Annotated in this window: 21 protein-coding genes and 1 pseudogene; 7 read left to right on the forward strand and 15 right to left on the reverse strand. The window is 64.3% G+C overall.

From position 1 onward, the window contains the following. Positions 1-11: 11 nt before the first annotated feature. The 3 genes from tolQ to C5F70_RS12380 all read right to left on the reverse strand — a co-directional run bounded on the left by tolQ (position 12) and on the right by C5F70_RS12380 (position 5,277). Positions 12-704: a protein TolQ gene (gene tolQ / locus C5F70_RS12370; protein WP_104903429.1), complete on the reverse strand. Its 693-nt coding sequence runs from the start codon at positions 702-704 to the stop codon at positions 12-14. A gap of 49 nt (positions 705-753) precedes the next feature. After that, the gene (locus C5F70_RS12375; RefSeq protein WP_104903430.1) at positions 754-2,619 is read right to left on the reverse strand and encodes a phytase; all 1,866 of its coding nucleotides are present in this window, start codon (positions 2,617-2,619) and stop codon (positions 754-756) included. Between the two features lie 144 nt (positions 2,620-2,763). Then, positions 2,764-5,277, reverse strand: coding sequence for a TonB-dependent receptor (locus C5F70_RS12380; protein ID WP_104903431.1), 2,514 nt, complete (start codon positions 5,275-5,277; stop codon positions 2,764-2,766). 379 nt (positions 5,278-5,656) lie between these two features. Here C5F70_RS12380 and C5F70_RS12385 point away from each other — a divergent pair, with 379 nt between their 5' ends. Beyond that, the gene (locus tag C5F70_RS12385) at positions 5,657-6,571 is read left to right on the forward strand and encodes a GGDEF domain-containing protein (RefSeq protein WP_046383857.1); all 915 of its coding nucleotides are present in this window, start codon (positions 5,657-5,659) and stop codon (positions 6,569-6,571) included. 1 nt (position 6,572) lies between these two features. Next, the gene (locus C5F70_RS12390; RefSeq protein ID WP_046488516.1) at positions 6,573-7,610 is read left to right on the forward strand and encodes an AraC family transcriptional regulator; all 1,038 of its coding nucleotides are present in this window, start codon (positions 6,573-6,575) and stop codon (positions 7,608-7,610) included. Here C5F70_RS12390 and C5F70_RS12395 read toward each other — a convergent pair. The 5 genes from C5F70_RS12395 to C5F70_RS12415 form a co-directional block, all read right to left on the reverse strand. After that, positions 7,597-8,484, reverse strand: coding sequence for a LysR family transcriptional regulator (locus tag C5F70_RS12395; protein WP_046488517.1), 888 nt, complete (start codon positions 8,482-8,484; stop codon positions 7,597-7,599). The genes C5F70_RS12390 and C5F70_RS12395 overlap by 14 nt on opposite strands. A gap of 197 nt (positions 8,485-8,681) precedes the next feature. Then, positions 8,682-9,299: an isochorismate family cysteine hydrolase YcaC gene (ycaC, locus tag C5F70_RS12400; RefSeq protein WP_057004838.1), complete on the reverse strand. Its 618-nt coding sequence runs from the start codon at positions 9,297-9,299 to the stop codon at positions 8,682-8,684. A gap of 27 nt (positions 9,300-9,326) precedes the next feature. Then, a complete protein-coding gene (locus tag C5F70_RS12405) occupies positions 9,327-11,165 on the reverse strand; it encodes an amidohydrolase (protein WP_104903432.1) in 1,839 nt (612 codons plus the stop codon). Further along, positions 11,162-11,752, reverse strand: coding sequence for an antibiotic biosynthesis monooxygenase (locus C5F70_RS12410; protein ID WP_046488522.1), 591 nt, complete (start codon positions 11,750-11,752; stop codon positions 11,162-11,164). The genes C5F70_RS12405 and C5F70_RS12410 overlap by 4 nt, the downstream gene beginning before the upstream one ends. A gap of 108 nt (positions 11,753-11,860) precedes the next feature. Continuing rightward, positions 11,861-12,772: a LysR substrate-binding domain-containing protein gene (locus C5F70_RS12415; RefSeq protein ID WP_046383863.1), complete on the reverse strand. Its 912-nt coding sequence runs from the start codon at positions 12,770-12,772 to the stop codon at positions 11,861-11,863. Positions 12,773-12,978: 206 nt separating this feature from the next. On the opposite strand from C5F70_RS12415, the gene C5F70_RS12420 reads away from it, so the two are divergent. Together C5F70_RS12420 and C5F70_RS12425 are read left to right on the forward strand one after the other, a co-directional pair. Beyond that, positions 12,979-13,374, forward strand: a complete 396-nt coding sequence (locus tag C5F70_RS12420) for a helix-turn-helix domain-containing protein (protein ID WP_046383864.1) — start codon at positions 12,979-12,981, stop codon at positions 13,372-13,374. Between the two features lie 58 nt (positions 13,375-13,432). Continuing rightward, entirely contained in the window at positions 13,433-16,192 is a 2,760-nt protein-coding gene (locus C5F70_RS12425; RefSeq protein ID WP_104903433.1) for a winged helix-turn-helix domain-containing protein, read from the forward strand. On the opposite strand, the pseudogene C5F70_RS12430 reads toward C5F70_RS12425, so the two are convergent. Together C5F70_RS12430 and C5F70_RS12435 are read right to left on the reverse strand one after the other, a co-directional pair. After that, a pseudogene (locus C5F70_RS12430) lies at positions 16,139-17,590 on the reverse strand (winged helix-turn-helix domain-containing protein). The gene C5F70_RS12425 and the pseudogene C5F70_RS12430 overlap by 54 nt on opposite strands. Positions 17,591-17,740: 150 nt before the next feature. Continuing rightward, positions 17,741-18,691 (reverse strand): GlxA family transcriptional regulator, encoded by a 951-nt coding sequence (locus C5F70_RS12435; protein WP_104903434.1) that lies wholly within the window; start codon positions 18,689-18,691, stop codon positions 17,741-17,743. A 180-nt stretch (positions 18,692-18,871) separates the two neighbouring features. On the opposite strand from C5F70_RS12435, the gene C5F70_RS12440 reads away from it, so the two are divergent. After that, the gene (locus C5F70_RS12440; protein WP_046383868.1) at positions 18,872-19,594 is read left to right on the forward strand and encodes a pirin family protein; all 723 of its coding nucleotides are present in this window, start codon (positions 18,872-18,874) and stop codon (positions 19,592-19,594) included. A 144-nt stretch (positions 19,595-19,738) separates the two neighbouring features. After that, on the forward strand, positions 19,739-20,086 hold the full coding sequence (locus tag C5F70_RS12445) for a hypothetical protein (protein ID WP_104903435.1): 348 nt from the start codon (positions 19,739-19,741) through the stop codon (positions 20,084-20,086). 60 nt (positions 20,087-20,146) lie between these two features. On the opposite strand, the gene C5F70_RS12450 is transcribed toward C5F70_RS12445, so the two are convergent. Next, positions 20,147-21,106: a GlxA family transcriptional regulator gene (locus tag C5F70_RS12450; RefSeq protein WP_057004844.1), complete on the reverse strand. Its 960-nt coding sequence runs from the start codon at positions 21,104-21,106 to the stop codon at positions 20,147-20,149. A 107-nt stretch (positions 21,107-21,213) separates the two neighbouring features. Between C5F70_RS12450 and C5F70_RS12455 the strand changes: the two genes are divergently transcribed. Continuing rightward, on the forward strand, positions 21,214-21,756 hold the full coding sequence (locus C5F70_RS12455) for an acyl-CoA thioesterase (protein ID WP_079443558.1): 543 nt from the start codon (positions 21,214-21,216) through the stop codon (positions 21,754-21,756). Positions 21,757-22,173: 417 nt separating this feature from the next. Here C5F70_RS12455 and C5F70_RS12460 read toward each other — a convergent pair whose 3' ends face one another. The 4 genes from C5F70_RS12460 to aqpZ form a co-directional block, all read right to left on the reverse strand. After that, a complete protein-coding gene (locus C5F70_RS12460) occupies positions 22,174-22,962 on the reverse strand; it encodes an ABC transporter ATP-binding protein (protein ID WP_104903436.1) in 789 nt (262 codons plus the stop codon). Next, positions 22,956-23,945 carry an ABC transporter permease gene (locus C5F70_RS12465; protein ID WP_102618583.1) on the reverse strand — a complete coding sequence of 330 codons (990 nt, stop codon included), beginning with the start codon at positions 23,943-23,945 and terminating at the stop codon, positions 22,956-22,958. The genes C5F70_RS12460 and C5F70_RS12465 overlap by 7 nt, the downstream gene beginning before the upstream one ends. After that, the gene (locus C5F70_RS12470) at positions 23,932-24,999 is read right to left on the reverse strand and encodes an ABC transporter substrate-binding protein (protein ID WP_104903437.1); all 1,068 of its coding nucleotides are present in this window, start codon (positions 24,997-24,999) and stop codon (positions 23,932-23,934) included. The genes C5F70_RS12465 and C5F70_RS12470 overlap by 14 nt, the downstream gene beginning before the upstream one ends. A 377-nt stretch (positions 25,000-25,376) precedes the next feature. Beyond that, positions 25,377-26,081, reverse strand: a complete 705-nt coding sequence (aqpZ, locus tag C5F70_RS12480) for an aquaporin Z (RefSeq protein ID WP_046383876.1) — start codon at positions 26,079-26,081, stop codon at positions 25,377-25,379. Positions 26,082-26,149: the final 68 nt, after the last annotated feature.

Below are 26,149 nucleotides of genomic sequence, written 5' to 3' on the forward strand. Positions count from 1 at the left end.
CTTGCTCCTGTTCAGGCGGCCGTGGCCAGGTGGGTCGGCATACCGCTCAGGCTGCGATGCAGGCGCACTTGCAGTTCATTGCCGAAGGCGTAGTAGCGGGTGAGCAGCGTCTGGCTGCGCGCCGAAAAGCGGTTGTAGGCGATCACCGCAGGGATGGCGGCAAACAGGCCGATGGCCGTGGCGATCAAGGCTTCGGCGATGCCCGGCGCCACCGTGGACAGCGTGGCTTGTTGCACCTGGGACAAGCCGAGAAAGGAATTCATGATGCCCCACACCGTGCCGAACAGGCCGATGTACGGGCTGACCGAACCCACGGTGGCGAGAAACTGCAGGCCCTTTTCCAACTCGATTTCCTGCGTGGTGATCGCCACCTGCAAGGCGCGCTCCACCCCTTCGAGCACCGCCGGATCGTGGCTGTGCAGGTGCTGGTATTCCTCGACCCCGGCGATAAAGATCGGCGCCACGCCGCCCTCGCCCGCCTGCACGGTGTCGCGGTACAGCGCCTGCAGGTCTGGAGCCGCGCGAAAGCGCGGCAAAAACCCGTTCAACTGGCGCTCCAGGCGCCGCAGCACACTGCCGCGCTGGAGAATCAAGTACCAACTGAGCAAGGACGCCAACAGCAGCGTGACCATCACCGCCTTGACCAACAGGCTGGCGTCGCTGATCAACCCCCAGATCGTCATATGTTCCATCGTCGCGTGCATGGTGGTGAACTCCTATTCGATTAAAAAGTGATGACCGGGTGATGACGGCTTACGGCAATTTCAGCGCGCGGGTCACATCGCGCCAGGGCACGAACTTGAAGTTCTGGGTTTGCTCGGGCATGCGCTTGCGCCCGTCCTGCACCACCAGCATGCCTTGGCTCCACGGCCCGCCGAGGTTGACGGCGGTGACTTCGAGGCCATCGGTTTCCGACGCCCCATCGATCCCGGCCTCAGCGTTCAAACCGACGCGAAAGGCGCCGTGGGCGGCGAACGGCGGTTCGGCATCCACCACCAGGTAGCTGTCATTGCCTTGGCTGGAGATCACCAGGTAATCGCGCGCGCCGCTCTGGTACAGCGCCAGGCCCTCGACATCCGCGTGCAGTTGCGCGCCGACCTTGATCACGCTGGTCAACGTCGCCGGCTGATCGGCTCGGGCGTCCACCGCCCAGACGCCGACATCTTCTTCACCGATGAACAGGCGCTGACGCTGGTCGTCGGCGACGCAGCCTTCGGGTTGGCTGTCGACCTTGAACTGGCGCACCAACTCGCCCTGCACGCGGCCAGCCGGCGCGCTCAAGCGGTATTGCAGGAAGGTGCCGTCCTTGCCGTTGGCGATCGCGTACAGTTCACCGCTGGCCGGCTGGAACAGACAGATGCCGTAGATTTCCTTGAGCGGCGTCGGCACTTCGCCGGCTTCGCGCAACTCGCCGCTCTGACGGTCGATGCTGAACAGGCTCAGGCTGTTGTGATCGCGATTGCTCGCCACGGCGAGGTCGACGGTCTGTTGGCCGAGCTTGAAGTTAGGGCGGACATCGACGTTGTTCAGGCGCCCCACCGCCAGCTCCTGCAACAGCTTGCCGTCGAGGTCGTAGGCCAGCAGGCCTTGTTTTTTGTTGGTGCCGAGCACGCGGCTCTGCGCCGGTCGTTGCGGGTGAATCCAGATCGCCGGGTCGTCCGCCGCATCGCCTTGACGCCCGACCGGGTCGGTCTGGCGCTGGGCGGCGACTTCCGGCAGCACCGGCAGCGGCGCGACGGGCGTAGCCTGCCACGTCAACTCGGCCTGATAGAGGTTGCCGCTGTCGTCGTCGCGCAGCAGCAGCTGCCGGCCTTTGATTGCCAGGTTTTCCGCCTCCTTCACACCCGGCAGGTGCAGGCTCGGCTGGGCCACCCAGCGCTCGCCGTCCTGCTGGAACAGCTGCAGTTGCGCGGTCTTCGGATCAAGCGCGACCAGCCCACCCGGCACCAGCGCCATGGCCCCGGCGGCGCGCCCGGGATTGTCGAACAGCGCCACCGGGGTGCGTTTCACCTCGGCTTCCGGGTGCGCCGGGTAGGCCCACCAGCCGACGTTTTCTTCGTTCACCACCAGTTGATGGGTCGCATCGTCCACCTGGCAGAACTGCGCCGACGGCGGCAGCGGCAAGCCGCGCACACGCTGGGGTCGGGCCAGCAACGTCGGGCCATTGCCCACCAGCCATTGCTCGCCTTTGCCCTCTTCGCCCACCAGGAACACAAACAGGTTGGCCGCCGAGTCGCGATACAGGCACACGCCGTTGACCGGATAGTCGCGGGTCGGCAGGTACAGCGGCGCGCCCCAGCGTTTGCCGGCGCTATCCAGGCTGATCAGCATGGCCTGCTGGCGTTGGTTATCCAGGGTCGCCACCAGCACCTGGGCACCGGCGGCACGGCTGTCGAGGCTGCTGAAGTTGCCCTTGAAACGCGCCAGTTCGGCGCCTTTTTCGTCGAGCAGCAACAGGCCGTCGCGGGTGCTGGCGGCCAGGCGTTCGGGGCCGTTGGGCAGGAAGGCCAGCGCCTCGGCGTTCAGGTTCGGCGCCCAACGCGTCAGGGCCAGGTCGGCGGCCAGCGCATGGCCGCAGGTGGCCAGGGCCATCAGCAGGTATAGCTTGGAAAATCTCATGAACAGGCAAATCCTTCGAAAACGATGAACAACCCATGTGGGAGGGGGTTTGCTCCCGATGGCAGTGGTTCGGCTGATAAATCCGGCGACTGACACACCGCTATCGGGAGCAAGTCCCCTCCCACACTCGGGTCGAGGTGGTGGTTAGAAATGGGTGAAGGTCAGGCCGAGCTTGTAGGTCGGGCCGTACTCTTCGTACTGGCCGTTGTAGCTGCGGTGGCCGGTGTAGACGAAGTACGACTCGTCGGTGAGGTTCTGCGCCTCGAAGCTGACTTGCAGGTTCTTGGTCAGCGAGTAGCGTGCGCTGAAGTCGACAAAAGTCTGTGCGTCGACGTGCAGGTCGTGGGCCTTGTCGTTGATCGAGGCCAACTCATACAGGTAGGCCGATTTGTAGTTGGCCGACACGCGCAGGCTGAGCTTGTCGTTTTCCCAGCCGAGCATCAGGTTGCCGACAGTGTCCGACTGGTTGGGCAAGCTGATGTTGCGTGTGCGGTTGCCGCCGCTGGCCGCGTCGAAGCCTTCGATATCGGCGCTGGAGCGGCTGAACGTGGTGTTGGCACCGACCAACAGGCCGTTCCACGGCGCAGGCAGCCAGTCGAACTTTTGTGAATAGGCCAGTTCCAGGCCGTAGAGCTTGGCGCTGTCGCCGTTGGCGTAGGTGTGGGCCTCGGCGAAGTTGGTCCAGGCGCCGGTGCCGGCCACGTCGGTGTTGTAGACAAAGTGCTTGATGTCTTTGTAGAACACGAACGCCGACACGGTGCCTGCGCGGCCCATGAAGTGCTCGATGCCCAGGTCGAGGTTGCTCGACTCCAGGGGCTTGAGGTCCGGGTTGCCGAAGGTGGCTTCGTCATCGTCGATCACGAACCCCGGCGCCAGTTGGCCAAAGGTCGGGCGCACCACGGACTTGGTCCAGGCCGCGCGCACCTGGGTGTTCTTGTCGATCTGGTAACGCGCATGCAGGCCCGGCAACCAATGGTGATAACGCCGCTTGGTCTCGGTGGCGCTGAACTGGCCGTCGGTGGCGCCGGTGCCTTTGGCTTCGAACTCGGTGCCTTCGTAGCGCATGCCCGCGATGAAACGCCAGTCGTCGATGTCGATGGTGTTCATCAGGTAGCCGGCGTTGATGTCTTCGCGGATGGTGAAGTCGTTGACCCGGGATTCGGTCTCGTCATAGAAGTCATCACGGTTGAGGCTGCCGATCAGCTGCTTGATACTCCCCGCGCTGATACCCGGGCCGTAATTGCCGAGACGGTAGTCGACGCTGCCCTTCTGGAACCGGGTGAGGTTGAGTTGTTCGTCGGTGAAGCCCAGGTCGTCGAAGTTCTTGTAGACCCAGGCTTCCAGGTCGTTGTCCTTGTGCCGACGGCTGACCTTGCCGCCGAACTTGACCTGGGACGCGTAGCCGCTCAGGTCGTAGTCGCGGGCCAGGTCCAGGCGCAGGTTTTTCTCGGTGTCTTGGGTGTTCTGCTTTTCCCAGTCGACCTTGTCCAGGGTGAAGTTGCTCGCGTCGTAGAAGCCGGCGCCGACGATCGGACGCGGTTTGTCTTTGTCGTAGAAGCCGCTGTCGGCAAAGTCGCCGCCATCGAAGGTGGCGCCGGCGATATGCGCCGGGCTGTCTTCGCTGGATTGGCTGTAGCCGGCCTGGCCGCTGAGGGTCCACAGGCCGAGCATGCGTTCGCCGCCGAACACATAGGACTGGATTTCCTGGGTTTCCTCACGGCTCTTCAACTTGCGCTTGCCCTCGGCCACACCCAGCTCGCCAGGGGCCTGGGGGTCGGCAAATTCGAGGCTGGCGGCGTTGCGGGTCTCGGTATCGGTGTAGCGGCTGTAGAGGGTGCGCAGGTAGTAGCTGCTGAGGTCATCGGGCTTGTAGTCGAAGTTCAGGCCACCGCCGGCGCGTTCGCGGCTGATGTCGTAGTCACGCTGTTCGAACTTGTTGAGTTTGGCCCCCTGGCTGAAGTCCCAGGCGCCGCCGGTTTCGACGTTGTCCGAGCCGAAGTCGCGCTTCTGCCAGCTCAGGGCCGCGGCGACACCGAAGTTGTCGATACCATCACCGAGGCTGAAGCGGTTGCTCGCCGCGCCGGAGAATTTCGGGCTGGTCTGGCGTGTGTTCTTGTCGTAGCTGGCCTCGGTGCTGCCAGTGTAGAACAGGCCTTTGTGATCGAACGCCGACAGGCTCTTCACATCGACGGTGCCGCCGAGGGAGTTGGCGTCCATGTCCGGGGTCAGGGTCTTGATCACCGACAGCGACTGCACCAGCTCGGAGGGCAGCACATCGAGGGCCACGGCGCGACGTTCGCTTTCGGGCGACGGCACCAGGGTGCCGTTGATGGTCACGCTGTTGAGGTCCGGGCCAAGGCCACGCACGCTGACGAACCGCCCTTCGCCCTGGTCGCGCTCGACGCTGATGCCGGGCAGGCGCTGCGCGGCTTCGGCAACGTTTTCATCCGGCAACTGCGCCACGCCGTCGGCATGCACCACGCTCTTGATGCTGTCGGAGGAGCGCTGTTCCTTGAGCGCCTGGTCGATGGCGGCCGCCTGGCCGACCACGTCGACGTGCTCGGTGTGGGTGGCGTCGGCGGCCTGGAGCCGCTCGCTGGCCATCGCCAGGGCCAAGGCGGTGAGCGTAAAGCTGACGAGCCCGGTGCGCTTGTACATGAAGTCCTCCCCAAGAGTCCGTTGGCGCCAGGCAAGAGGCCCGGCAACTGGGAGGGCACGCTAGGGCCGGGGGATGACGGTTCTGTGACAGGGGTTGGCCGCAAGGCCCGTAAACCGGGAGTTTTGCCTGGTTCTCAACGTGGAATGAGCCGAAATGACCTCTGGAGGTCAACGGTGGGAGGGGGCTTGCCCTCGATAGCGGTGGGTCAGTCAATAGATAAGCCATCTGGCACACCGCAATCGGGGGCAAGCCCCCTCCCACCGTTGGTTTTCATCGCGTGTGGGGTGAGCTGATTCGACCCTCCCCCAGCGTCATCCAATCGTCACATCCATCTGCTGTGCTGGCGCCCATCGCTCATTCGCCAGAGGACTCGCGGCCATGTTTTGCGTGCTCAAACCCCACCGCTGGAAACTCGCCCTGCTGCTGCTCGCGGCCAATCTGGGGCTGATCCTGCACCTGGCCTGCGGCGAGCTCAAAAGCGTCAGCGAGTGGGTATGGCTGGATATCATCGGCGAAGGCGGCTCCGCCCTGCTCGCCCTGGTATGGCTGGGCCTGGTGCTGAAAAGCCGCCCCGCCGGGCGCGTCACCAATTACCTGGCACTGGGCCTGTCGTGCATCTTTTTCTCCTGGTGGATCGACAGCCTCGACGAATTCATTCGCCTGCCTGCCAGCATCACCTGGGATCACTGGCTGGAGTCCGGGCCGATGCCGGTGGGCATGATCCTGCTGACCCTGGGCATCTACCACTGGCACCGCGAACAACTGGCGATCAGCGCGCAAATGGAGAAGCGCGAGCGGCTGTTTCGCGAGCACCGGCTGTTCGACACACTCACGCCTCTGGGCGGCGCCGATTACCTCAAGCGCCAACTGGCCGACAGCCTGCAAGACAGCCGCGACCAGCAACAACCGCTGTCGCTGCTGGCTCTGGACCTGGACAATTTCACTGCGATCAACCAGGCCTACGGCCACGCCGAGGGCGATGCGGTATTGCAGGCCCTCAGCCATGTGCTACTGCTCAATCTGCGCCGCCAGGACTTACTCTGCCGCCTGGCCGGCGACCGCTTTGTGGTGGTGCTGCCCAACACCGGCGAGCGCCAGGCCCAGGCGTTGGCGCTGGAGTTGGAGCAAGCGGTGCGCAGCCTGGCGCACAAGACGCGACAACACGGCGAGCGCCTGCAACTGGCGGCGAGCACGGCCGTGGTGATGGCCCTGGACGAGCCGCCCCAGGACTTGCTCAAGCGCCTGAACCTGACGCTCGCCCGGGCCAAACAACCGCTTGCGAAAAGCGCCTGAGATGGCCGTGAAAACACGTTGGTATGAGGCCGACAGCCGCTTCATCCCAGGGCATTACCAACCCGCCACGTTGATCGACCTGGCCTTGTCCCGCGACATCGACAGCCATCGCCTGTTGCGCGGCACCGGGTTGTTCCACGAGGACATCCTCGCCGGTACAGCACAACTGAGCCCGCAGCAGTTTCTCGGATTGATCGGCAACAGCCGGCGCCTGCTCGCTGCCGATGAGAGCAGCTTCCTGTTTGGCCAACGCCTGCTGCCCGGCTATTACGGCGCCGCCAGCCATGCCCTGGGCCACGCGCAGAACCTGGATCAGGCGCTGGAGATCCTGATCCAGCAACAGGTGCTGCTCAGCCCGCTGGTGACGCTGCAATTGGAGCGGGATGAACACCATGCCTACCTGTACTGGCGGGACAGCTGCGGCGCCGGCGAACACTGGCGGTTCCTGCTGGAAGCCAGCATGACCTCGCTGGTCGCCATGAGCCGCTGGCTCAGCGGCCAGCGCCTGCCGTGGCAATGCAGCTTCAGCCATGGCGAGCCGCATTACGTCGAACAATACTGGGTTCACCTGGGCGAACACACGCGCTTCGCGCGCCCGCTGGACATGATGTGCATCCCGCGCGAATACCTGGTCATGGCCTGGCCCGGCGCGTCCGCCACCGCCGGCCAAGTCGCGCGCCAGCAGGCCCGCGAGCAGATCGAACAGCTCGGTTTTGCCGACAGTTTTCTCGATTGCCTCTACGACTACCTGCGCGAACAGGTGCGCCAGCCGCCCAGCCTGGAACAGGCGGCCCAGGCGTTCGCCATGAGCCCGGCGACCCTCAAGCGCAAACTGCACAAGCACGACACCGGCTTTCAGCAGCAGGTGGATCGGGTGCGCAAGCACGTCGCGTTGCACCTGTATCAGGTCAAGGGGTTCAGCAACGATGAAGTGGCCGCGTACCTGAACTTCAACGATGCGGCGAACTTCCGGCGTTCGTTCAAGCGCTGGACAGGCACCACGCCGAACCTGATCCGTCAGCTGTTCAACAGCCGTTAGCCAGGCGCTCGCGCAGGAACTCCACCAGCGCCTGCACCGGCCTCGAACTCTGCCGGTGCTGCGGGTACACCGCCGACAGCGTCAGGGCTTCGGGGGCGAAGTCTTGCAACAGCGTCACCAGGCGCCCGTCCGCCAAGGCATCGGCGACGATAAAGGTCGGCAGGTAGGTGACGCCCAACCCGGCGATGGCGGCGTCGCGCAGCAACTCGCCATTATTGACGCGCATGCGCCCGCTGACGTTCAGCGACTGCGGCTTGCCTTTGCTCTGGAACCGCCATTGCACCTGGCGGCCGTGGCCGTAGGGCAGGCAATCGTGGTCGGTCAGATCGTCAGGTTTCTGCGGTGTGCCACGCAACGCAAGGTACTCGGGGCTGGCGCAGTACACACGCTGCACGCTGGCGATACGCCGGGCGATCAGGGTGGAGTCTTCGAGGATGCCGATGCGCAACACCAGATCGTAGCCTTCGCCGATCAAGTCCACCGGGCGGTCGCTCAGATCGACTTCCACCGACACCTGCGGATAGCGCTGCAAAAACAGCGGCAGCAGACAACCCAGATGGGCCATGGCAAACGACAACGGCGCACTCAGGCGAATGGTGCCGCGCGGTTCGCTGTTCTGCCCGGCGATGCCCTGCTCCACTTGCTCGACTTCGCTGAGCAGGCGCAAGGCCGATTCGTAGTAACTCTGCCCCAGGGGTGTGACATCCAGGCGGCGGGTCGAGCGGTTGAGCAGGCGCACGCCGAGGCGGTCTTCGAGTTGGATCAGGCGGCGGCTGACGAATTGCTTGGACAGCCCCAATTGCTCGGCGGCGGCGGTGAAACTGCCGGACTCCATGACCTGGCAAAACAGGCGCATGTCTTCGAAGGGATTCATTGTCGCGTCTCGGTGGACATTTTGCTGATTTATAGCCTGTCAGGTGCTGCACCACAAACCTAATGTGCCAACACAATCAAAAGTGGGAGGGGGCTTGCCCCCGATAGCAATATGTCAGCCACTACATGCATGACTGATCCACCGCTATCGGGGCAAGCCCCCTCCCACAGGGGATTACCGAGATTCCCGAGGTCGGGTTACTTGGTGGTGAACGCCGAGTAGCTGTTCATCAGGTTGCGGTAGTTGGGAATGCGCGGCGACAGCAGGTTGGCCAGGCCTTCCATGTCGTTGCGCCAGTCAACCTGCAGCTCGCAGGCCACGGAGAACCAGTTCACCAGTTGCGCGCCGGCTGCGGTCATACGAGCCCAGGCAGCCTGTTGCACGGTTTCGTTAAAGGTACCGGAAGCGTCGGTGACCACGAACACCTCAAAGCCTTCGGAAAGAGCGCACAGGGTCGGGAACGCTACGCACACATCCGTCACCACACCGGCAATGATGATCTGCTTGCGGCCGGTGGCCTTCACCGCCTTGACGAAGTCTTCGTTGTCCCAGGCGTTGATCTGGCCAGGGCGCGGGATGTACGGCGCGTCCGGGAACAGTGCTTTGAGCTCGGGCACCAGCGGGCCGTTGGGGCCGCTTTCAAAGCTGGTGGTGAGGATGGTCGGCAGGTTGAAGAACTTCGCCACGTCGGCCAGGGCCAGCACGTTGTTCTTGAATTCGTTGGGGGAGAAATCCTGCACCAGGGAGATCAGGCCGGTCTGGTGATCCACCAACAGCACCACGGCGTCATCTTTGTTCAAGCGCTTGTAAGTCATGGGTTAACTCCTTTGTGGGTTTAGGTATCAGAACGCAAAGCACGAGCAGCCAAACGCACCCCAGAAGCCCTGGAAGTCGCTGACCGGCACGTTGGAAAGACGCGCTTTCTCATGGCCATGAGCATGCACGCCACACGGGCCACTGCAGTGGTGAGCCTGCGCCTGCAGCGGCGAAGCGGGACGCCAGTGTCCCGGCACCTTGACCACCGGCGACCAGTCCGGCAGCACCGGCACGCGCGGCGGTGCGAAATCTTCGAAGTCGCCGGCGCCATACACCACCTTGCCGCCGACCACGGTCAGCACCGACTCGATCCACTTGATGGCCTCTTCATCGACGCTGAAAAAATCCGCCGACAGCGCGGCGACGTCCGCCAACTGGCCGACCTTGATCTGACCCTTCTTGCCCTGCTCGGACGAGAACCAGGCGCTGCCGTGGGTGAACAGTTCCAGCGCGGTCAGGCGCGGCAGTCCTTCGGCGTGCAGCTCCAGGCCACCCACGGTGCGGCCGCTGACCATCCAGTACAGCGAGGTCCACGGGTTGTAGCTCGACACCCGCGTGGCGTCGGTGCCCGCGCCGACCGGTACACCTTCGGCGAGCATGCGTTTGATCGGCGGCGTGGCTTCGGCGGCCTTGGCGCCGTAGCGCTCGACAAAGTACTCACCCTGGAACGCCATGCGGTCCTGGATCGCAATCCCGCCGCCGAGGGCGCGCACGCGCTCGATGTTGTGCGGGGTGATGGTTTCGGCGTGGTCGAAGAACCACGGCAAGCCGTTGAACGGGATGTCGCGGTTGACCTTCTCGAACACATCGAGCATGCGCGAGATCGATTCGTTATAGGTGGCGTGCAGGCGGAACGGCCAGCGCTGCTCGACCAGGTGGCGCACCACCGGCTCCAGTTCCTGCTCCATGCTCAGCGGCAGGTCGGGGCGCGGTTCGAGGAAGTCTTCGAAGTCGGCGGCGGAGAACACCAGCATCTCGCCGGCACCGTTGTGGCGCAGGTAGTCGTCGCCCTGATGCAGGGTGACGCTGCCGGTCCAGTGCTTGAAGTCGCTGAGTTCTTCCTTGGGCTTCTGCGTGAACAGGTTGTAGGCGATACGTACCGTCAGTTGTTCATCCTTGGCCAGTTGCTCGATCACCGCGTAGTCATCGGGGTAGTTCTGGAAGCCGCCGCCGGCGTCGATCGCACTGGTCAGGCCGAGGCGATTGAGTTCGCGCATGAACTGGCGGGTCGAGTTGACCTGGTATTCCAACGGCAGTTTCGGGCCCTTGGCCAGGGTCGCATACAGGATCATCGCGTTGGGCCGCGCCACCAGCATGCCGGTGGGGTTGCCGTTGCTGTCACGCACGATCTCGCCGCCCGGCGGGTTCGGGGTGTCCTTGGTGTAGCCGGCCACGCGCAGGGCGGCGCGGTTGAGCAAGGCGCGGTCGTACAGGTGCAGCACGAACACCGGCGTGTCCGGCGCCGCCTGGTTGAGTTCGTCCAGGGTCGGCATGCGCTTTTCGGCGAACTGGAATTCGTTCCAGCCGCCGACCACGCGCACCCATTGCGGCGTCGGGGTGCGATCGGCCTGGTCCTTGAGCATGCGCAGGGCGTCGGCCAGGGACGGCACGCCTTCCCAGCGCAGTTCGAGGTTGTAGTTCAAGCCGCCACGGATCAGGTGCAGGTGCGAGTCGTTGAGGCCGGGGATCACCGTGCGGCCCTTGAGGTCGATGACCTCGGTGCCGCTGCCGCGCAGGGCCATGGCCTCGCCATCGGTGCCCACGGCCACGAAGCGCCCCTGGCGAATGGCGACGGCGGTAGCGCGTGGGTTTTCACGGTCCACGGTGTGGAACTGGCCATTGAACAAAATCAGATCGGCGTTCATAGGGTTTCCTTTACAGAGGCTTCAAGCCAGGGAGCGAACAGGCGGGTAGCCGCCGGCATCAGCAGGTACACCACCAGCAACACGATGGTCAGGGTGATCAGGAAGGTGGCGACCACGTAGTTGGACAGGAACGGGTGCAGGCCCAATATCGGGCCCCACACGATCGGTACCAGCAGGGTCAGCGGCAGGATCACGCACAGGGTGACCACGGCCTGTTTCCAGCGCGGCGGTTTGGCGACGCTGTCGGTTTGGGGGGTGAACCAGAACTCGTTGACCGCACCGATTTCGGTGTGGTCGCCGTCGGCCAGCAGCGGCGCGGCTTCTTCGATCAGGGTTTTGCGCTCGGGGGAGTCGAGCCAGCGTTGCAGGTCGTCGGTGGAGCGGTAGCGCAACACGCAGGTGAACAGCGCCAGGCCGTCGTGTTTACCGCGCACGACGTCGACGCCGAGGTGGCCCGGGCGTTCGCCGGCGATGCGTACTATGCGGCGTAGCCACGCTTCGTAGTTGGCCTCGCTGCCGGATTTGATCCGGTGTTTGACGATCAGGGTGACGACTTCGTCGGAACCGGTTTCAGGTGTTGGGTCCATGGTGTGTTCTTCCCCCCTGGAGAGCTGAGCGATGAGGCGAGTTTGGCGGCGACGGGCGATTCGGAATTGGATGTTTGTGCTGTTTGGCGCGGTGACTTGCCGGGCCGCCTACGCGGGGAAGCTGGACATGTGCGCGCTGATCCGGCTCCTCAACCAGCGCTCCGCCGGGTCGTTGTCATGCACCCCGCTCCACACCATCGACAGCTCTGCGGCGTCGATCGCAAACGGTGGGTCCTGCGCGCGCAACGTGGTGCCTTCGGTCAAGGCGCACGCGGCGTAGTCCGGCACGGTCGCGATGATCTGCGTGCCCGCCAGTAACGCCCGCAAGCCACTGAATTGCGGCACCGCCAGCACCACCCGGCGCGCCCGGCCGATGCGCGCCAGGTCGAGGTCGATATTGCCGCTCAAGTCCCCCGAGAACGACACCATGGCATGCGGCCGTTCACAGTATTCGTCCAGGCTCAGCGGTGCGGTGCCGCCATCGCCGCGCAGCACCTTGCACGGAATGTCGCGCAGTTTCTTGCGCTTGGCATTGGCCGGCAGATCCGTGGTGTAGCTGACTCCCACGGTGATCTCGCCACTGGCCAGCAGCGACGACATCAACAGGTAATTGGCGCGGCGCACCACCACCACGATCCCCGGTGCCTCGTCGCGCAGTTGGCTGAGCAACGGCGGGAACAGGCCGAATTCGGCGTCATCGGACAGGCCGATGCGGAACACCGCACAGCTGGTGGAAGGGTCGAAATCCTTGGCGCGGCTGACCGCGCTCGAGATGGTGTCCATGGCCGGTTGCAGCTCCTTGAGTATTGCCATTGCGCGTGGTGTGGGCTCCATGCCGCGCCCATTGCGCAGCAGCAACGGGTCGTCGAACAAATCGCGTAAACGGCCCAAGGCCGCGCTCACCGCCGGTTGGCCCATAAACAGTTTTTCGGCGACCCGGGTCAGGTTCTTCTCGAACATCAGCGCTTCGAAAATCACCAGCAGGTTCATGTCGACGCGGCGCAGGTCGTTGCGGTTCATGGCGGTCCCCAAACAGTTGACAGAGCACCAGCTAAGCACGCAGCGCGGCGAGCGCGATTGCACACCTGTGCTGTCTTTTCCACGCCAACAACTGGCGAAATTAACAACGATTAACTCGTCAGTCGGACGGCACGGCACCAAGAATGAGGCCGTCTACACTGCATCCATTCACCGGGAACGCTCCCATCGACTGCGGATATTTCGTCATGGCCCGACTTGAGCACGGTGCTCCAAGCTTCTGCGCGACCGGCGGCCTCTGCCCCCGGCGCGAGCGTATCGCCAAGCAACTGATCCTCGCCAACCTCGGCGAAAGCCTGGCGATTGCCGACCTGGCCCAGGCCTGCGCACTGTCGCGCAGCCACTTCTCCCGCGCCTTCAAATGCACCACCGGGCTGTCGCCGCAGGAATGGATTCGCCAACAGCGCATCCAGCGCGCCAAGGAGTTGATCACCGGCACGTCCTTGAGCCTGACGCAAATCAGCCTGGAATGTGGTTTCTGCGACCAGGCGCACTTCTGCCATATGTTCACGCGCAGCGAAGGCGTCAACCCGATGACCTGGCGTAATCACCAATTGCGTCGCAAGCAGGCGATTGCCGCCTAGTGGTCAGCGCAAGCGTGGAATATGCTGGGCGAACCCTTTTTTCAGAGCTCGCGCTGGCATGAACGACCTCAGCGAACAGGCCGTACACTTCGGCCCGTATCGGATACACCCGCGCCAACGCCTGGTGCTGGAGGCTGGCCGGCCGTTGCGCCTGGGACGGCGGGCAGTGGACATCCTGCTGATCCTGCTGGAACAGGCCGGCAATGTGGTGAGCAAGCAGGAACTGATCGCGCGGGTCTGGCCCAAAAGCGTGGTCGAAGACGGCAACCTGCGCGTGCATATGGCGGCGTTGCGCAAGGCCCTGGGCGATGGCCAGGCCGGGCAGCGCTATATCGTCACCGTGGCCCAGCGCGGTTACAGTTTTGTTGCGCCACTGAGCATCGAACCGATGGCCCTTCCAACCGACGGCAGTGCGCAAAGCCAGGCCCATAACCTGCCGCTGCGCAGCACGCGGATGATCGGCCGCCAGGCGCTGATCGATGCGCTGGTGCAGCAACTGCCGCAACAACGCTTTATCACCCTGACCGGCGCGGGAGGCATCGGTAAGACCACGGTCGCGCTGCGTGTCGCCGAGTTGTTGATCGGGCATTACCGCGACGGCATTCGCCTGCTCGACCTCGCCCCCCTCAGCGCACCGTCGATGATCCTGCCCAACCTCGCCGCCCTGCTCGACCTCACCCCCGACGAACACGCGCCGCTGTTGACCCTCGCGCGCAGTCTCCACACGCGCCAGTTGCTGTTGGTGATCGACAACTGCGAACACCTGCTCGATGACATCGCCCTGATCAGCGAGACCCTGCTGCGCCACGCCCCCAACGTTCACATCCTCGCCACCAGCCGTGAAGCACTGCGCGCCGAGGGTGAATACGTGCAGCGCCTGGAGCCGCTGGCCTGCCCGCCCGCCACCGGCAACCGTGCCCAGGCGCTGGGCTATCCGGCCCTGCAACTGTTGATCGAGCGCGCCATGTCCCATCAGGACAGCTTCGCCCTCAGCGAAGCCGAACTGCCATTGGCGATTGATATCTGCCAGCGCCTCGACGGTATCCCGCTGGCCATTGAACTGGTGGCGGCGCAGATCGAACGTTTCGGCCTGCAAGGCCTGCTGGTGCAGATGGAAGACAACTTTCGCCTGCTGACCCGTGGCCGCCGCAGTGCCCTGCCCCGTCAACAGACGCTGCGCGCCACGCTGGACTGGAGTTTCGACCTGCTCGCGCCCTGCGAACAGATCTGCCTGCGCCGCCTGGCGGTGTTTCGCGGCGGCTTCAGCCTGGCCAGCGCGGCGGCGGTGATCGCTGGGGAACAGATCGCACCGGCCGAGGTGCTGGGTTCGATCACCCAACTGGTGGCCAAGTCCTTGCTCAATGTCGAGCCCGGCGATGACGAGATGGTCTACCGCCTGCTGGACATCACCCGCACCTACGCCCTGGAAAAGCTCAGCGTGGCCGCTGAACTCGACACCACCCGCGAGCGCCACGCCGCACGCTGCCTGGCCTTGATGGAACAGGCCCGGGACGATTGGGAACTGACCGCGACGCAGCCCTGGATCGACCGCTACGCGCCCCTGCGCGAAGACATCCGCGCCGCACTGGATTGGGGCCTGGGCGACCAGGGCACGCACCTGTTGGGTATTCGCCTGACGGTCAGCGCGATGCCCTTGTGGCAGGAACTGTCATTGCTGGGGGAACACGGGCTGTACGTGGGCAAGGCGCTCGCACGGCTGGCGCAATCGCCCGCGCCGAACCCGCACTTGCACATGGCGTTGCAACTGGCGCTGGGCAGTTTTTCGTATCACACCCAGGGCGGTACGCCGCAGACCATTGACGCCTTTGCCTACGCGCGGCGCCTGGCCGAAGCGAACAACGATCTGAGCGGCCAGTTGCGTGCGGTGTCGGGCCATATGGCGGTCAACCTGTGCTGCGGCAATTATCGCCAGGCACTTGCGCAAAGCCTGCACTTCGATCAACTCGGCCCCCAGGCCGACCCCTTGCTCGACCTCAGCGCCCAGCGCCTGCGGGTACTGGCCCAGCACTTTGCCGGTCACCAGGCATTGGCCCTGCGCAATGCCGAACAGGTGATCCAGCGCATGGCCCACAGCGGCCATCTGAACCGGTTCACCCATGGCTTCGGCGTGCAGTACGACCAGGGCGTGGCCTCGCTGACGATCCTCGCTCGCATCCTGTGGCTGCGGGGGTTCCCGGAGCGGGCCTGGCGCACCGCGAACCAGGCCCTGGAACTGGCGCTGCAGATCAACCACGGCACCTCGATCTGCTACACCCTGGCCCTGGCCGGGGTGGTCATCGCCCGCTACAACGGCGACGCGGCCGCGGCCCATTCGCTGCAGGAACTGTTGTTGCAACAAGCGCAAAAGCACTCGGTGCAGCTGTTTCATACCTGGGCCCGACACTACGCGGGCGCAGCGCCGACGCAAGCCATGCCCGGGCTCGGCCTGATCGCGGATACCCTGGTGACCTTTAACGCGGGCGCGGTGGACGCGGCGATGTTCGAACGCGCCAAAAGCGGCGCGGCCGGCTGGTGTTCGGCAGAGATCCTGCGGGTGCGCGCCGAGCACAGTGACGACATCCCGGCAGAAGCGCTGTTGCTCGAGGCACTCGGCCTGGCGCACCAGCAAGGCGCCCTGGCCTGGGAGTTACGCAGTGCGACCGCGCTGGCGCGGCTGTGGCAGCGCCAAGACCGCCGGCAAGCGGCACGCGAGTTGCTGGACTCGGTCTACGGGCGATTCAGCGAAGGGTTCGCCACCCAGGAGCTAATCGGCGTGCGCCGCCTGCTCGACGAGTTGCAGGACAAACGGCCGGCCTGAAAACGCCCCCAGATAATGCCCATACCCTTGCTGCAGACGCGCCACTTGCAGCGGGTCGCGCAGTTGCGCCAGGGCGTAGCTGCGCACGCTGTTGAGCAGGCGGTAACGCTCGGGACCGAGGCCGGGCTCCACGCTCAGCAGCGAGATGTCGACCAGTCGCCGCAGCAGGTATGGCAGGTCGGCGTGAGCCAGCTCGGTGCCGGCGATCAACTGCCCCAGGACGGGCAAGCTCACCGCCATCTTGAACAGGCCCAGTTGCAGGAACAGCCAACGCTCCGGCAGGCTCAGGCGCTCGTATGACCAGTCCAGGGCCGCCGCCAGGGATCGGTGGCGTTCCAGCGCCGTGCGCCGACCGCGCGCCAGCACTTGCAGGCCGCTGCGCAATTGCACCTGCAAGCCCTGCACGCCGAGAGCATCGACCTGGGCCGCCGCCAGTTCGAGGGCCAACGGAATACCGTCGAGCCGGCGGCAGATATCGCGCAGCGCCGGCAAGTCCTGGGGCCGCAGGGCAAACCCTTGCTGACTGGCGCGCACGCGCGCGACGAACACCTGCACCGCCGAGTAGGCCATCGCCTACTCGACGCTGCCCCAGGCGGACGGCATCGGCAGCGCCAGGCGAGGCACGCGCTGCACCCACTCGCCGGGCACCCGCAAGGCTTCGCGACTGCTCAACAACAGCGTCACCCCAGGCGCGCTGGCCTGCAGCGCGCGCACCAGATGACGGCAGGCGCCGAGCAACACGTCGGCGCCATCGAGCACCAGCAATAACTGGCGCGAGGCCAATTGGCGGAAGAGTGCCGCGCCACTGTCAGCCGCGTCGAGCCCGAGGGTCTCGGCCAAGTGGCGCAGCATTGCCGTGGGCGTATCGACACCGGCCAGATCCAGCCACCACACGCCGTCGCGATAACGCGGCGACACACGCTCGGCCAACGCCAGCGCCAGGCTGCTCTTGCCGACGCCAGCGCCTCCGGTGAGGGTCATCAGGCGTTGCCCCGACAGGCGTCGGACCAGCGTCCCCACCAGTTCGTCGCGACCGATCAGCGGGCTGAGCCGGGTCGCCAGGTTGTGCCGCGGTGCCGCGTTCCCAGCGGCCTCCTGCAGCGGCGCAACCAGGCAATAGCCGCGTTGGGGCTCATTGAGAATATAGCGACGACCGTCCAACGCACGGCGCAGGGCGGCGATATGCACCCGCAGGTTGTTCTCTTCCACCACGCTGCACGGCCAGACGCGGGCGATCAGGGTGTCTTTGCTGACAAATTGCCCGGGCGTTTCGAGCAGCACCGCCAGGATGTCCAGCGCGCGCCCGCCCAACGGCACGGGCATGCCCGCCTTGCTGACCAGGCGCTGCTGGCGATGAAAGGTGTAAGGGCCAAAGCGCATCGCATGGTCGTTGTTCATCTGCGTAAAAGCGCTGAAACACCCGAGCTTGGGCTTCCGCGCATCCTTCTTCCATGGGCCTGCCGTTATCTTGCCAGCTCGTTGTAACAGGACAATGCTGGCACGGGGAGCGATACGGACAATCGGGTGAGCGAGACGGACATCCTGTCGTTAACTGAACTGCTGTCGGTATTGGGTGGGGTTGAGGCCGAGTTTTTCACTGAACAGAAAGCGCATATGCCGCACGCTGCCAAAGCCTGCGTGAAAGGCCACGGTCTTGAGCGGCAGGTCGGTGGTTTCCAGCAGGTGCCGGGCGCGGTCGATGCGCGCGCCCTGCAGGAAGGCCATCGGCGTCATCTGCACCTCTTTGGCGAACAACCGCGCAAAGTGCCGCGCACTCATGCCGGCGAGTGCCGCCATGGATTCGATGGTGAACGGCTGGTCCAGATGCGCCAGCACATGGCTCTGCACCCGCGTGATCGCGGTTTCCTGGGGCGCCACGGCGGCGGTCATCGGGCTGAACTGGGCCTGCCCGCCCTGGCGCTTCATCACCACCAGCAGCACTTTGGCCACGTCCACCGCGACCTGCTTGCCGTGGTCCTGGGCGACAACCGACAGCGCCAGGTCGATACCCGCCGTCACCCCGCCGGACGTGATCAGGCGGCCGTCCTGCAGGTAGATGCGGTCGGTTTCGACAACGGCCTGGGGGAAGGCCTTGATCAGCCGCTCGGTGTAATGCCAGTGGGTGGTCACGCGGTGGCCGTCGAGCAACCCGGCATGCCCCAGCACAAAGGCACCGGTGCAGATCGAGCCGAAGCGCCGCGCGCGTGGAGCAGCGGCCTGGAGCCAGGGCAACAGGTCGGGGTGGCATTCGTTATAGGCACCGGGACCACCGGGCACCAGCAGCAGGTCATAGGCCTCGTGCGCCTGGGCCAGCAGCAGGTCGGGCTGCACGACCACGCCATTGGACGCACGCAGCGGGCCGGGCTCGGTGCCGACGATCAGGATCCGATAGTGCTGCGCCGCTGGCAGGTAGCGGTTGGCAATCGAAAACACTTCAAGCGGCCCAGCCATGTCGAGCAGGAGGAAGTCCGGAAACAGCGCCATGGCCACGGTGTTCATAGAGGGAGACGTCCATCAGGAAGGAAGGCAGCGGGTATTATGCCACGTCCGCAACTGTCAACCTCAATGCGACAGTTATTCAGATATCAGCTCCTTAATGAATATTCCAGTAACCAGTAACCTTCTTCTCAACGCAAGCGCCCTGCATTTCGCAGCCCGCTCTGACTTGAGGACACCACCATGCTGACCCTTCGCAAAGCCTCCGACCGCGGCGCCGCCAATCACGGTTGGTTGAAGTCGTTCCATACCTTCTCGTTCGCCAACTACTGGAACCCCGCCGAACAGGGTTTTTCCGACCTGCTGGTGATCAACGATGACCGCGTCGCCGCAGGCCGTGGCTTCGGCCAGCACCCGCACCGCGACATGGAGATTTTCTCCTATGTGCTCGAAGGCGCCCTGGAACACAAGGACACCCTGGGCACCGGCTCGGTGATCCGCCCCGGCGATGTGCAACTGATGAGCGCCGGCAGCGGCGTGGCCCACAGCGAGTTCAACCATAGCCAGAGCCGTGGCGTGCATTTCCTGCAGATCTGGATCGTGCCGAATGTCTCCGGCGCCGAGCCACGCTATCAGCAGGAGCACTTCAGTGCAGCGCAGAAACGTGGACGCTTGCAGTTGATCATCTCGCCGGATGGCGCCGAAGGCTCCCTTCACGTGCGCCAGGATGCACGGGTCTATGCCGGGCTGTTCAACGCTGACGAAAGCGCAAGCCTGGACCTGGCGCCGGACCGCCACGTGTACATCCATGTGGCCCGCGGCAGCGTCGAGATCAACGGCCAACGCCTACAGGAAGGCGACGGGGCCCGCGTGCGCGATGAGCGCCAGATCCGCCTGAGCCACGGTGACGATGCCGAGGTGCTGGTATTTGACCTGCGCCCTCTGGAACTGCCGCAGATGCCATGACGGCTGCACGATAGCCCGCCGACGCGGGCTATCGCTGGCGTCGATAGTCACCATCAGCCCAATGAAGTTCTCTTAAAAATGCCAACGCGTAACATCAAACCCACACCAGGCAACACCCTAATCAAACACTCGGAGCACACTCTCATGAAACGCCAACTCTTGCTTAGCCTCGCTTTCTCGGTACTTGCTGCAAACGCTTTTGCCCACCCAGTCGTCGCTGAAGGCGGCGCTGATCGCCTCAACGAAAACCGCGTCGCCGAAGGCGGTGCCGAGCGTCTGCAAGGCAACCGTGTCGCCGAAGGCGGTGCTGAACGCCTGCTGGAACGTCGCGTCGCTGAAGGCGGTGCGGATCGCTTGCAGGAACGTGGCCTGGCCGAAGGCGGTGCGGATCGTCTGCAGGAACGTGGCCTGGCTGAAGGCGGTGCGGATCGTCTGCAGGAACGTGGCCTGGCTGAAGGCGGTGCAGATCGCCTGCAGGGCAACAACGCTTGACCCCTCGCTGTGTGCGCGGCACCCCAAACCGGCCTGATCAGCCGGTTTTTTTTCGCCTGCTTATCGGGTACTGGCCTGAAATCGCTTGCGATACGCTGCCGGCAGCATCCCCACCCGCTGCTGGAACAGGCGCCGGAACGAGTTGCTGTCTTCGTAGCCCACCGCATAGGTGATGCTTTCGAGGGTCATGCGTGTCGACTCCAGCATCTGCTTGGCGCGCTCCAGGCGCAGGGTCTGCACATAAGCGATCGGCGTATAGCCGGTGGCATCCTTGAAACGTCGCTTGAAATTGCGCACACCAAAACCAAAGTGCCGGGCCACCTCGTCAATCACCAGCGCCTCGGCGCAGTGCTGCTCCAGCCAATGCTGCACGCGCAGTATCTGCGCGTCGCCGTGGCTCTTGGGCAACGACCACATCGCGTACACCGACTGCACCGTCCGCACCGTGTCGATCAGCAGGTATTTGCCACAGGTGTGAGCCAGTTCCGGCGAGCCGAAGCGGCGGATCAGGTGGAGCATCAAGTCCATTGCCGCACTGGCGCCACCACAGGTGATCACGCGGTTTTCTTCGCAGAGCATCTGCGCGTCATCGAGGCTTACGTCTGCGTAGCGTCGCCGGAAAAGCTCGGCAAACGCCCAGTGGGTGGTGGCGCGCAAGCCTTGCAGTACACCGGTTTCCGCCAACAGAAAGGCGGCGGTACACATCGACGCCAGCACGGCGCCGCGCCCATGCTGTTCGCGCAGCCAGGGGCCGAAGGCGGCAAACGTCGGCAAAGCCTCTTTCAAGGTGAAGAGAAAGCCGGGGATCAACACCAGGTCGGTCTGTGCGATCTGCGCGGTCGAACAGGCCACTTGCAGACGCTGCCCGCCCCAGGCATTCACGGCCTGGCCGTCGAGGGACGCGACCACGATCTCGAAGGGCGGATGGTCGGCAAACAGGTTGGCGGCGCTGAGCATTTCCAGGGCCAGGGTGGCGCTGGCGGCGGAGCAGTGATCGGCCAGGAGCAAGGTAATGTGCATTCACGGACCTTTTTGCGCTTTTCGCATTAAATAAGTCATTTGCGCACCTACCTTAGCCGATTTGGCGCCCTTACAGTGCTGCCACTGTTCAACTCTGTGGCGTCTTTATGAATCTCTGGTTTCGATTGCTCTACATGCTCTGCCGTCGCCCCTGGCGCAAGCCTGCCCATGGCCTGGCCACCACCGTGGTACGCATGCGGGTGTGGCCGCTGGACCTGGATCTCAACCGGCATGTCACCAATGGCCGCTACTTCACCCTGGCGGACGTTGCACGGATGGATTTTGTCTTGCGCACTGGCGCTTTTCGCGTGGCCCTGCGCAACAAGGCGCTGCCGATCGTGGGCGATACCTGGGGCAAGTTCCGCCGCGAACTCAAGGTGTTCGAAGTGTTCGAGGTACACACCCGCATACTCGGCTGGGACCACAAGTGGAGCCTGATGGAGCACCGTTTCGTCAGCAAGGGTCGGGTGGTCGGCGTGGTGGTGATGCGCGGGCTGTTCCGCTCAGCCAAGGGCACCCTGCCCCCGGCGGATTTCCTGCGGGAGCTGGGGCTGGCCGAAACATCGCCGCCCCTGCCGCAGTGGCTGAGCGACTGGGCGCAGAGTTGCGAGGCGATGAGCGTGCAGTTGCGAGGCGAGGAACAGGATTGAGGATCATCCGCTCATCATCGTCTTGAGGCATGCGCGCCTTGGCCAACATGTCCTTGGCGATTTTACGAGTCGTCGCGGCGCCTTCCAACTGCGCGCTGGATATAGGAGTCCACCAGGCGGTATTGGAGAGAAGACGCCACTGCCCCGCCCAAGCTGGAGGTCAACGACTCGACGCCGTGAACAACCGCCTCACAAAAGTCAGTGATGCACAAAAAAACGCACTGCCGCACTCGCTGCGAAGCTCCAGGGTCTTACTCGCGCAAGCCCGGGACATCTTGATAGCTGCCCATGCGGCCTCTTTCTTGAGACCCGGCGCTGGATATCGACGAAACTCGTCCCAATGCAGATACCGGCCCTTGTCATCGACAGCTTTATAGATTGAGTCGCCAGGCGCTGCTCAGACTGATCAAGTCATACCTACCAGCTCTCCCCCAACCCCAGCAAGCCGAGTATCTGCCGGCGCAGGTCCACCAGATAAGGATCGTCGCGGTGCCGGGGGTATGGCCGCTCGATGGTCAATTGCGCCTGCAGGGTCGCCGGGCGGTCGCTGAACACGATCACGCGGTTGGCCAGGAGCAAGGCTTCTTCCACATCGTGGGTCACCAGCAACGCCGTGTAGCCCTGGCGTTGCCACAGGTCGATCAGTTCCTTTTGCATGGTGATGCGGGTCAAGGAATCGAGTTTGCCCAAGGGCTCGTCGAGGATCAGCAGACGCGGCTGGTTCACCAGCGCACGGGCCAGCGCAACCCGCTGCGCCATGCCGCCGGACAGTTGCCGAGGGAAGGCGCGGGCGAATTGGCTGAGGCCGACTTTTTCCAAGGCTTCATCGACTTTGGCGGCATGGGTCTTGAGCAGGCCCTGGGCTTCGAGGCCGAGGGCGACGTTGTCCCACACGCGGCGCCACGGATACAAGGTCGGGTCCTGGAACACCACCACGCGGCTCGGGTCCGGGCCGCTGATCGGCTCACCATCGGCGAGCAAGCGCCCGGAATCCGCCGGTTCCAACCCAGCGACCAGACGCAGCAAGGTGGACTTGCCGCACCCCGAAGGCCCGAGCAAGGCAACGAACTCCCCCGCTGCCACGTCCAGCGAAACCCGCTGCAGCACCGGCAGATGCTCACCGTCCAAGGCAAACCCGTGACTCAGGTTTTCGATGCGCAGCGTCAATCCCGCCGCGGCTTCTACTGCGGTTGCCAGGGCTACCATTTCATCGCTCCTTTCTGCCAGGCCAGCAAGTGGTCGCGCAGCCGGAACAAGCCGCTGATCAACCCCGAGCAGGCCAGCGCCATGATTAACAACGCTGCATACATATTCGCGTAGGCCGCCCACCCCTGGGCCCATTGCAGGTACCAGCCGATGCCGGATTTCACGCCCATCATTTCCGCCACCACCAGGGTCGAAAACGAGGCGCCGAGGCCCATGAACAGGCCAACGAACACATGGGGCAAGGCGGCGGGAATCGCCACCTTGAAGATCAGAAAAGGCTGTTTTGCACCAAGGGTGCGCGCCACGTCGTAATAGGCTTTATCGACACTGGCCACGCCGGACCAGGTCAGCACCGTGACCGGAAACCAAGTGGCCAGGGCGATCAGGAAGACGCTGGCGCTCCAACTGCTGGGGAACAGGAAAAAGCACAACGGCAACAGCGCCGTCGACGGCACCGGGCCGAGGATGCGCAGCACCGGATGCAGCCAATAGCCGATACGCGTCGACCAACCGATGGCCACGCCGGCGATAAACCCGGTCGCCGCGCCCAACGCCACGCCCGCACCGAGCAGCAACGCCGAATGCAGCAGGCTGTCGGCCAGGCGCGCGTAGTCTTCGACATACACCGCGAGCAGGGCCTGGGGCGGCGCGAAGAACGGCACCGGCAGCAGCGCGAGTTTCGCCGTGAGCAGCTCCCAAATGCCCAACAGCAGCGGTAAAGCGATCAGCCATGACGCGGCTCCGCGCAGGCGCAGGCCGAGCCTGGCGAACCGGCGCCCGGCCACACTCGACACCCCGAACACCGCCGCCACGCCCACGCAGAGATGGGCCAAGCCTTGGGTCATCGGCCAGTCGCGCGTCGCATTGGGCCAGTAGCTGATCAGCAGCGCCACGGCCAACCAGGCGCCGACCACCGCCAGGCCCGACCACCAGACCTTGAACGCCACGGGTGGGTTGAGGGTGGTCGCGTCAACTGAAGACATCGGCGGTGATCTCCTTGGCGAACGCCAGCGGGTCGGTGCCCTGGCTGATCACTTCCACGGTTTTCAGGTCGGTGACGTAGGTGGTGATTTCCGCGGTCAGCGCGGCGCCGACCGCATGGTGGCCGTGGGTGTGGTCGTGGAGGATCGCCTGGACTTCTTCGGTGGAGGTGTTCAACGCATAGGCCTGGAAACCCTTGGCGACGACCTCGGGGTGTTGCACGGAATAGTCGTGGGCTTCGAGGATCGCCTGGGTTAGCGCCGCGACCACGCGCTTGTCTTCGCGCACCAGCTTGCCGGTGACACCGACCACGCAGCAGCTGAGGTTGGCGTAGGCCTCCACCAGGTTGGTGGACAGTTCCCGCGCCACGCCGGATTTGATCAGGCGATACATGAACGGGTCGCTGCCGCTGACCGCCTGCACCTCGCCGCGCTCCAGGGCGGTGCCGAGCAGGTCGGCCGGGTACAGGCGCCATTCGACGTCGCGCACCGGGTCGATGCCGTGCTTCTTGAGCAGGATCGAGAAGAAATTGCGGTCCGGGCTGGCCATGTCCGTCACGCCGATCGTCTTGCCCTTGAGGGCTTCGAGTGTGCTTACGCCGCCGTTCGCCGCACTGAGCAAACGCAGGCAGCCGCCATGGGTGCCGGCGGTCAGCTTGACATCGAAGCCCTGCTCCAGGGCCTTGAGCCAACGCAGCGCCATGCCCACACCGGCATCGGCCTTGCCGGTGGCGATGGCTTCCAGTAGCACCTCGGTGGAATTGCCGAAGTTGACCAGTTCCACATCCAGGTTGTGCTGTTTGAAGAAACCTTGAGCGTGGGCGATCACCACCGGGGCCAGGCACACGGCATTCAGGTTGACCGCCAGTTTCAGCGCGCGAGGCGCATCCAGGCGGATGAACTCACCGGTGCCGGCGGGCTCCTGGGGCGTGTGGTGCGCGGCGTGCTCGTCGGCGGCGAAGCCCAGGCGGGGCAGCGACAGCAGCAAGGGGCTGGCCAGGGTAATACCGGCCATGCCCAGGAGGCGGCGGCGGGTTAAAGGATCGAAAGCGGCCATGCAAAAACTCCCATGATTGTGTTCGCTAGGTAGATTGCGCGCCTTGCGTCATGCAGGGCACCTGCGGCAAAACTACAATTTAATTATATTAATCAGCGGCAATTATGAAAGAACCATATAATTCTATGGTTATGCCCGATGCCTCGAAACGCACAAAAAGCGTCCTAAGCTCAGATCGGAACAGTATTTATCGGGGGTGTGCGCGCAGTGAGTACAGGCCGGGAAATGGGTGAAACCGCACCTGTAACCGGGGACGATCGATCAGTTGGCTGAGCAGCAGAAGATCGCGGATGCGTTCTTCAAGGCGGTGGATGCACAGGACGTGCAGACCTGGAAGTGATGCAGGGGGAATGCGCTTGATTCCCCCCTTTTTCGATTCAAGCCGGGCTGCGCGCCTCCCACCCGCGCGCCGCCAACGCCCCCAACACCCCGCCGGCAATCGGCGCCAGCCAGAACGCCCAGAGTTGCGCGAGGTACTCGACCCCGGCGAACAACGCCGGCCCGGTGCTGCGCGCCGGGTTGACCGAGGTGTTGGTCACGGGGATCAGGATCAGGTGAATCAAAGTCAGCGCCAGGCCGATGGCAATCGGCGCAAAGCCGGCAACCGCGCCCGGTGCGGTCACGCGCATGATGATCAGGACAAAGAAGAACGTAGCGATCAGTTCGGCCAGCAACGCCGCCTTCATGTCGAACTGGCCGGGGCTCAGCGGGCCATAGCCGTTGGCGGCAAAACCACCCGGCTCAAAACCCGACTGCCCGTTGGCAATCACGTACAGGGCGGCAGAGGCGACAATCGCTCCTGCGACCTGGGCGGCGATGTAAGGCAGCACATCGGCACCGGGAACGCGGCGCCCGGCCCATAGGCCGATGGTCACCGCCGGGTTGAAATGCCCGCCTGAGACACCGCCCACCGCGTAGGCCATGGTCAGCACGGTGAGCCCGAACGCCAGGGACACCCCCAGAAACCCGATCCCCAGCGTCGGGAATGCCGCCGCCAGGATGGCACTGCCACACCCGCCGAACGTCAACCAGAAGGTACCTGCAAACTCTGCGGTCAAACGCTTTTGCACAATCGACTCCATTGCTTTTCAAACACCACGGCCCTGATCGAAGGGCGTGGTGATCGCCGTCACCACAGGATGTGGGAGGT

It is taken from the genome of Pseudomonas sp. LH1G9 (genome assembly GCF_002949975.1).
In the GTDB taxonomy this organism is placed as follows: domain Bacteria; phylum Pseudomonadota; class Gammaproteobacteria; order Pseudomonadales; family Pseudomonadaceae; genus Aquipseudomonas; species Aquipseudomonas veronii.

Coding starts and splice junctions, on each gene's coding strand:
- aqpZ (WP_046383876.1), bottom strand. CDS start 26,081: ATGGAGTCGATTGTGCAAAAGCGTTTGACCGCAGAGTTTGCAGGTACC.
- C5F70_RS12435 (WP_104903434.1), bottom strand. CDS start 18,691: ATGAACACCGTGGCCATGGCGCTGTTTCCGGACTTCCTCCTGCTCGAC.
- C5F70_RS12465 (WP_102618583.1), bottom strand. CDS start 23,945: ATGTCTTCAGTTGACGCGACCACCCTCAACCCACCCGTGGCGTTCAAG.
- tolQ (WP_104903429.1), bottom strand. CDS start 704: ATGCACGCGACGATGGAACATATGACGATCTGGGGGTTGATCAGCGAC.
- C5F70_RS12455 (WP_079443558.1), top strand. CDS start 21,214: ATGAATCTCTGGTTTCGATTGCTCTACATGCTCTGCCGTCGCCCCTGG.
- C5F70_RS12415 (WP_046383863.1), bottom strand. CDS start 12,772: ATGAACCGCAACGACCTGCGCCGCGTCGACATGAACCTGCTGGTGATT.
- C5F70_RS12420 (WP_046383864.1), top strand. CDS start 12,979: ATGGCCCGACTTGAGCACGGTGCTCCAAGCTTCTGCGCGACCGGCGGC.
- C5F70_RS12440 (WP_046383868.1), top strand. CDS start 18,872: ATGCTGACCCTTCGCAAAGCCTCCGACCGCGGCGCCGCCAATCACGGT.
- C5F70_RS12410 (WP_046488522.1), bottom strand. CDS start 11,752: ATGGACCCAACACCTGAAACCGGTTCCGACGAAGTCGTCACCCTGATC.
- C5F70_RS12460 (WP_104903436.1), bottom strand. CDS start 22,962: ATGGTAGCCCTGGCAACCGCAGTAGAAGCCGCGGCGGGATTGACGCTG.
- ycaC (WP_057004838.1), bottom strand. CDS start 9,299: ATGACTTACAAGCGCTTGAACAAAGATGACGCCGTGGTGCTGTTGGTG.
- C5F70_RS12445 (WP_104903435.1), top strand. CDS start 19,739: ATGAAACGCCAACTCTTGCTTAGCCTCGCTTTCTCGGTACTTGCTGCA.
- C5F70_RS12425 (WP_104903433.1), top strand. CDS start 13,433: ATGAACGACCTCAGCGAACAGGCCGTACACTTCGGCCCGTATCGGATA.
- C5F70_RS12450 (WP_057004844.1), bottom strand. CDS start 21,106: ATGCACATTACCTTGCTCCTGGCCGATCACTGCTCCGCCGCCAGCGCC.
- C5F70_RS12470 (WP_104903437.1), bottom strand. CDS start 24,999: ATGGCCGCTTTCGATCCTTTAACCCGCCGCCGCCTCCTGGGCATGGCC.
- C5F70_RS12390 (WP_046488516.1), top strand. CDS start 6,573: ATGGCCGTGAAAACACGTTGGTATGAGGCCGACAGCCGCTTCATCCCA.
- C5F70_RS12375 (WP_104903430.1), bottom strand. CDS start 2,619: ATGAGATTTTCCAAGCTATACCTGCTGATGGCCCTGGCCACCTGCGGC.
- C5F70_RS12395 (WP_046488517.1), bottom strand. CDS start 8,484: ATGAATCCCTTCGAAGACATGCGCCTGTTTTGCCAGGTCATGGAGTCC.
- C5F70_RS12380 (WP_104903431.1), bottom strand. CDS start 5,277: ATGTACAAGCGCACCGGGCTCGTCAGCTTTACGCTCACCGCCTTGGCC.
- C5F70_RS12385 (WP_046383857.1), top strand. CDS start 5,657: ATGTTTTGCGTGCTCAAACCCCACCGCTGGAAACTCGCCCTGCTGCTG.
- C5F70_RS12405 (WP_104903432.1), bottom strand. CDS start 11,165: ATGAACGCCGATCTGATTTTGTTCAATGGCCAGTTCCACACCGTGGAC.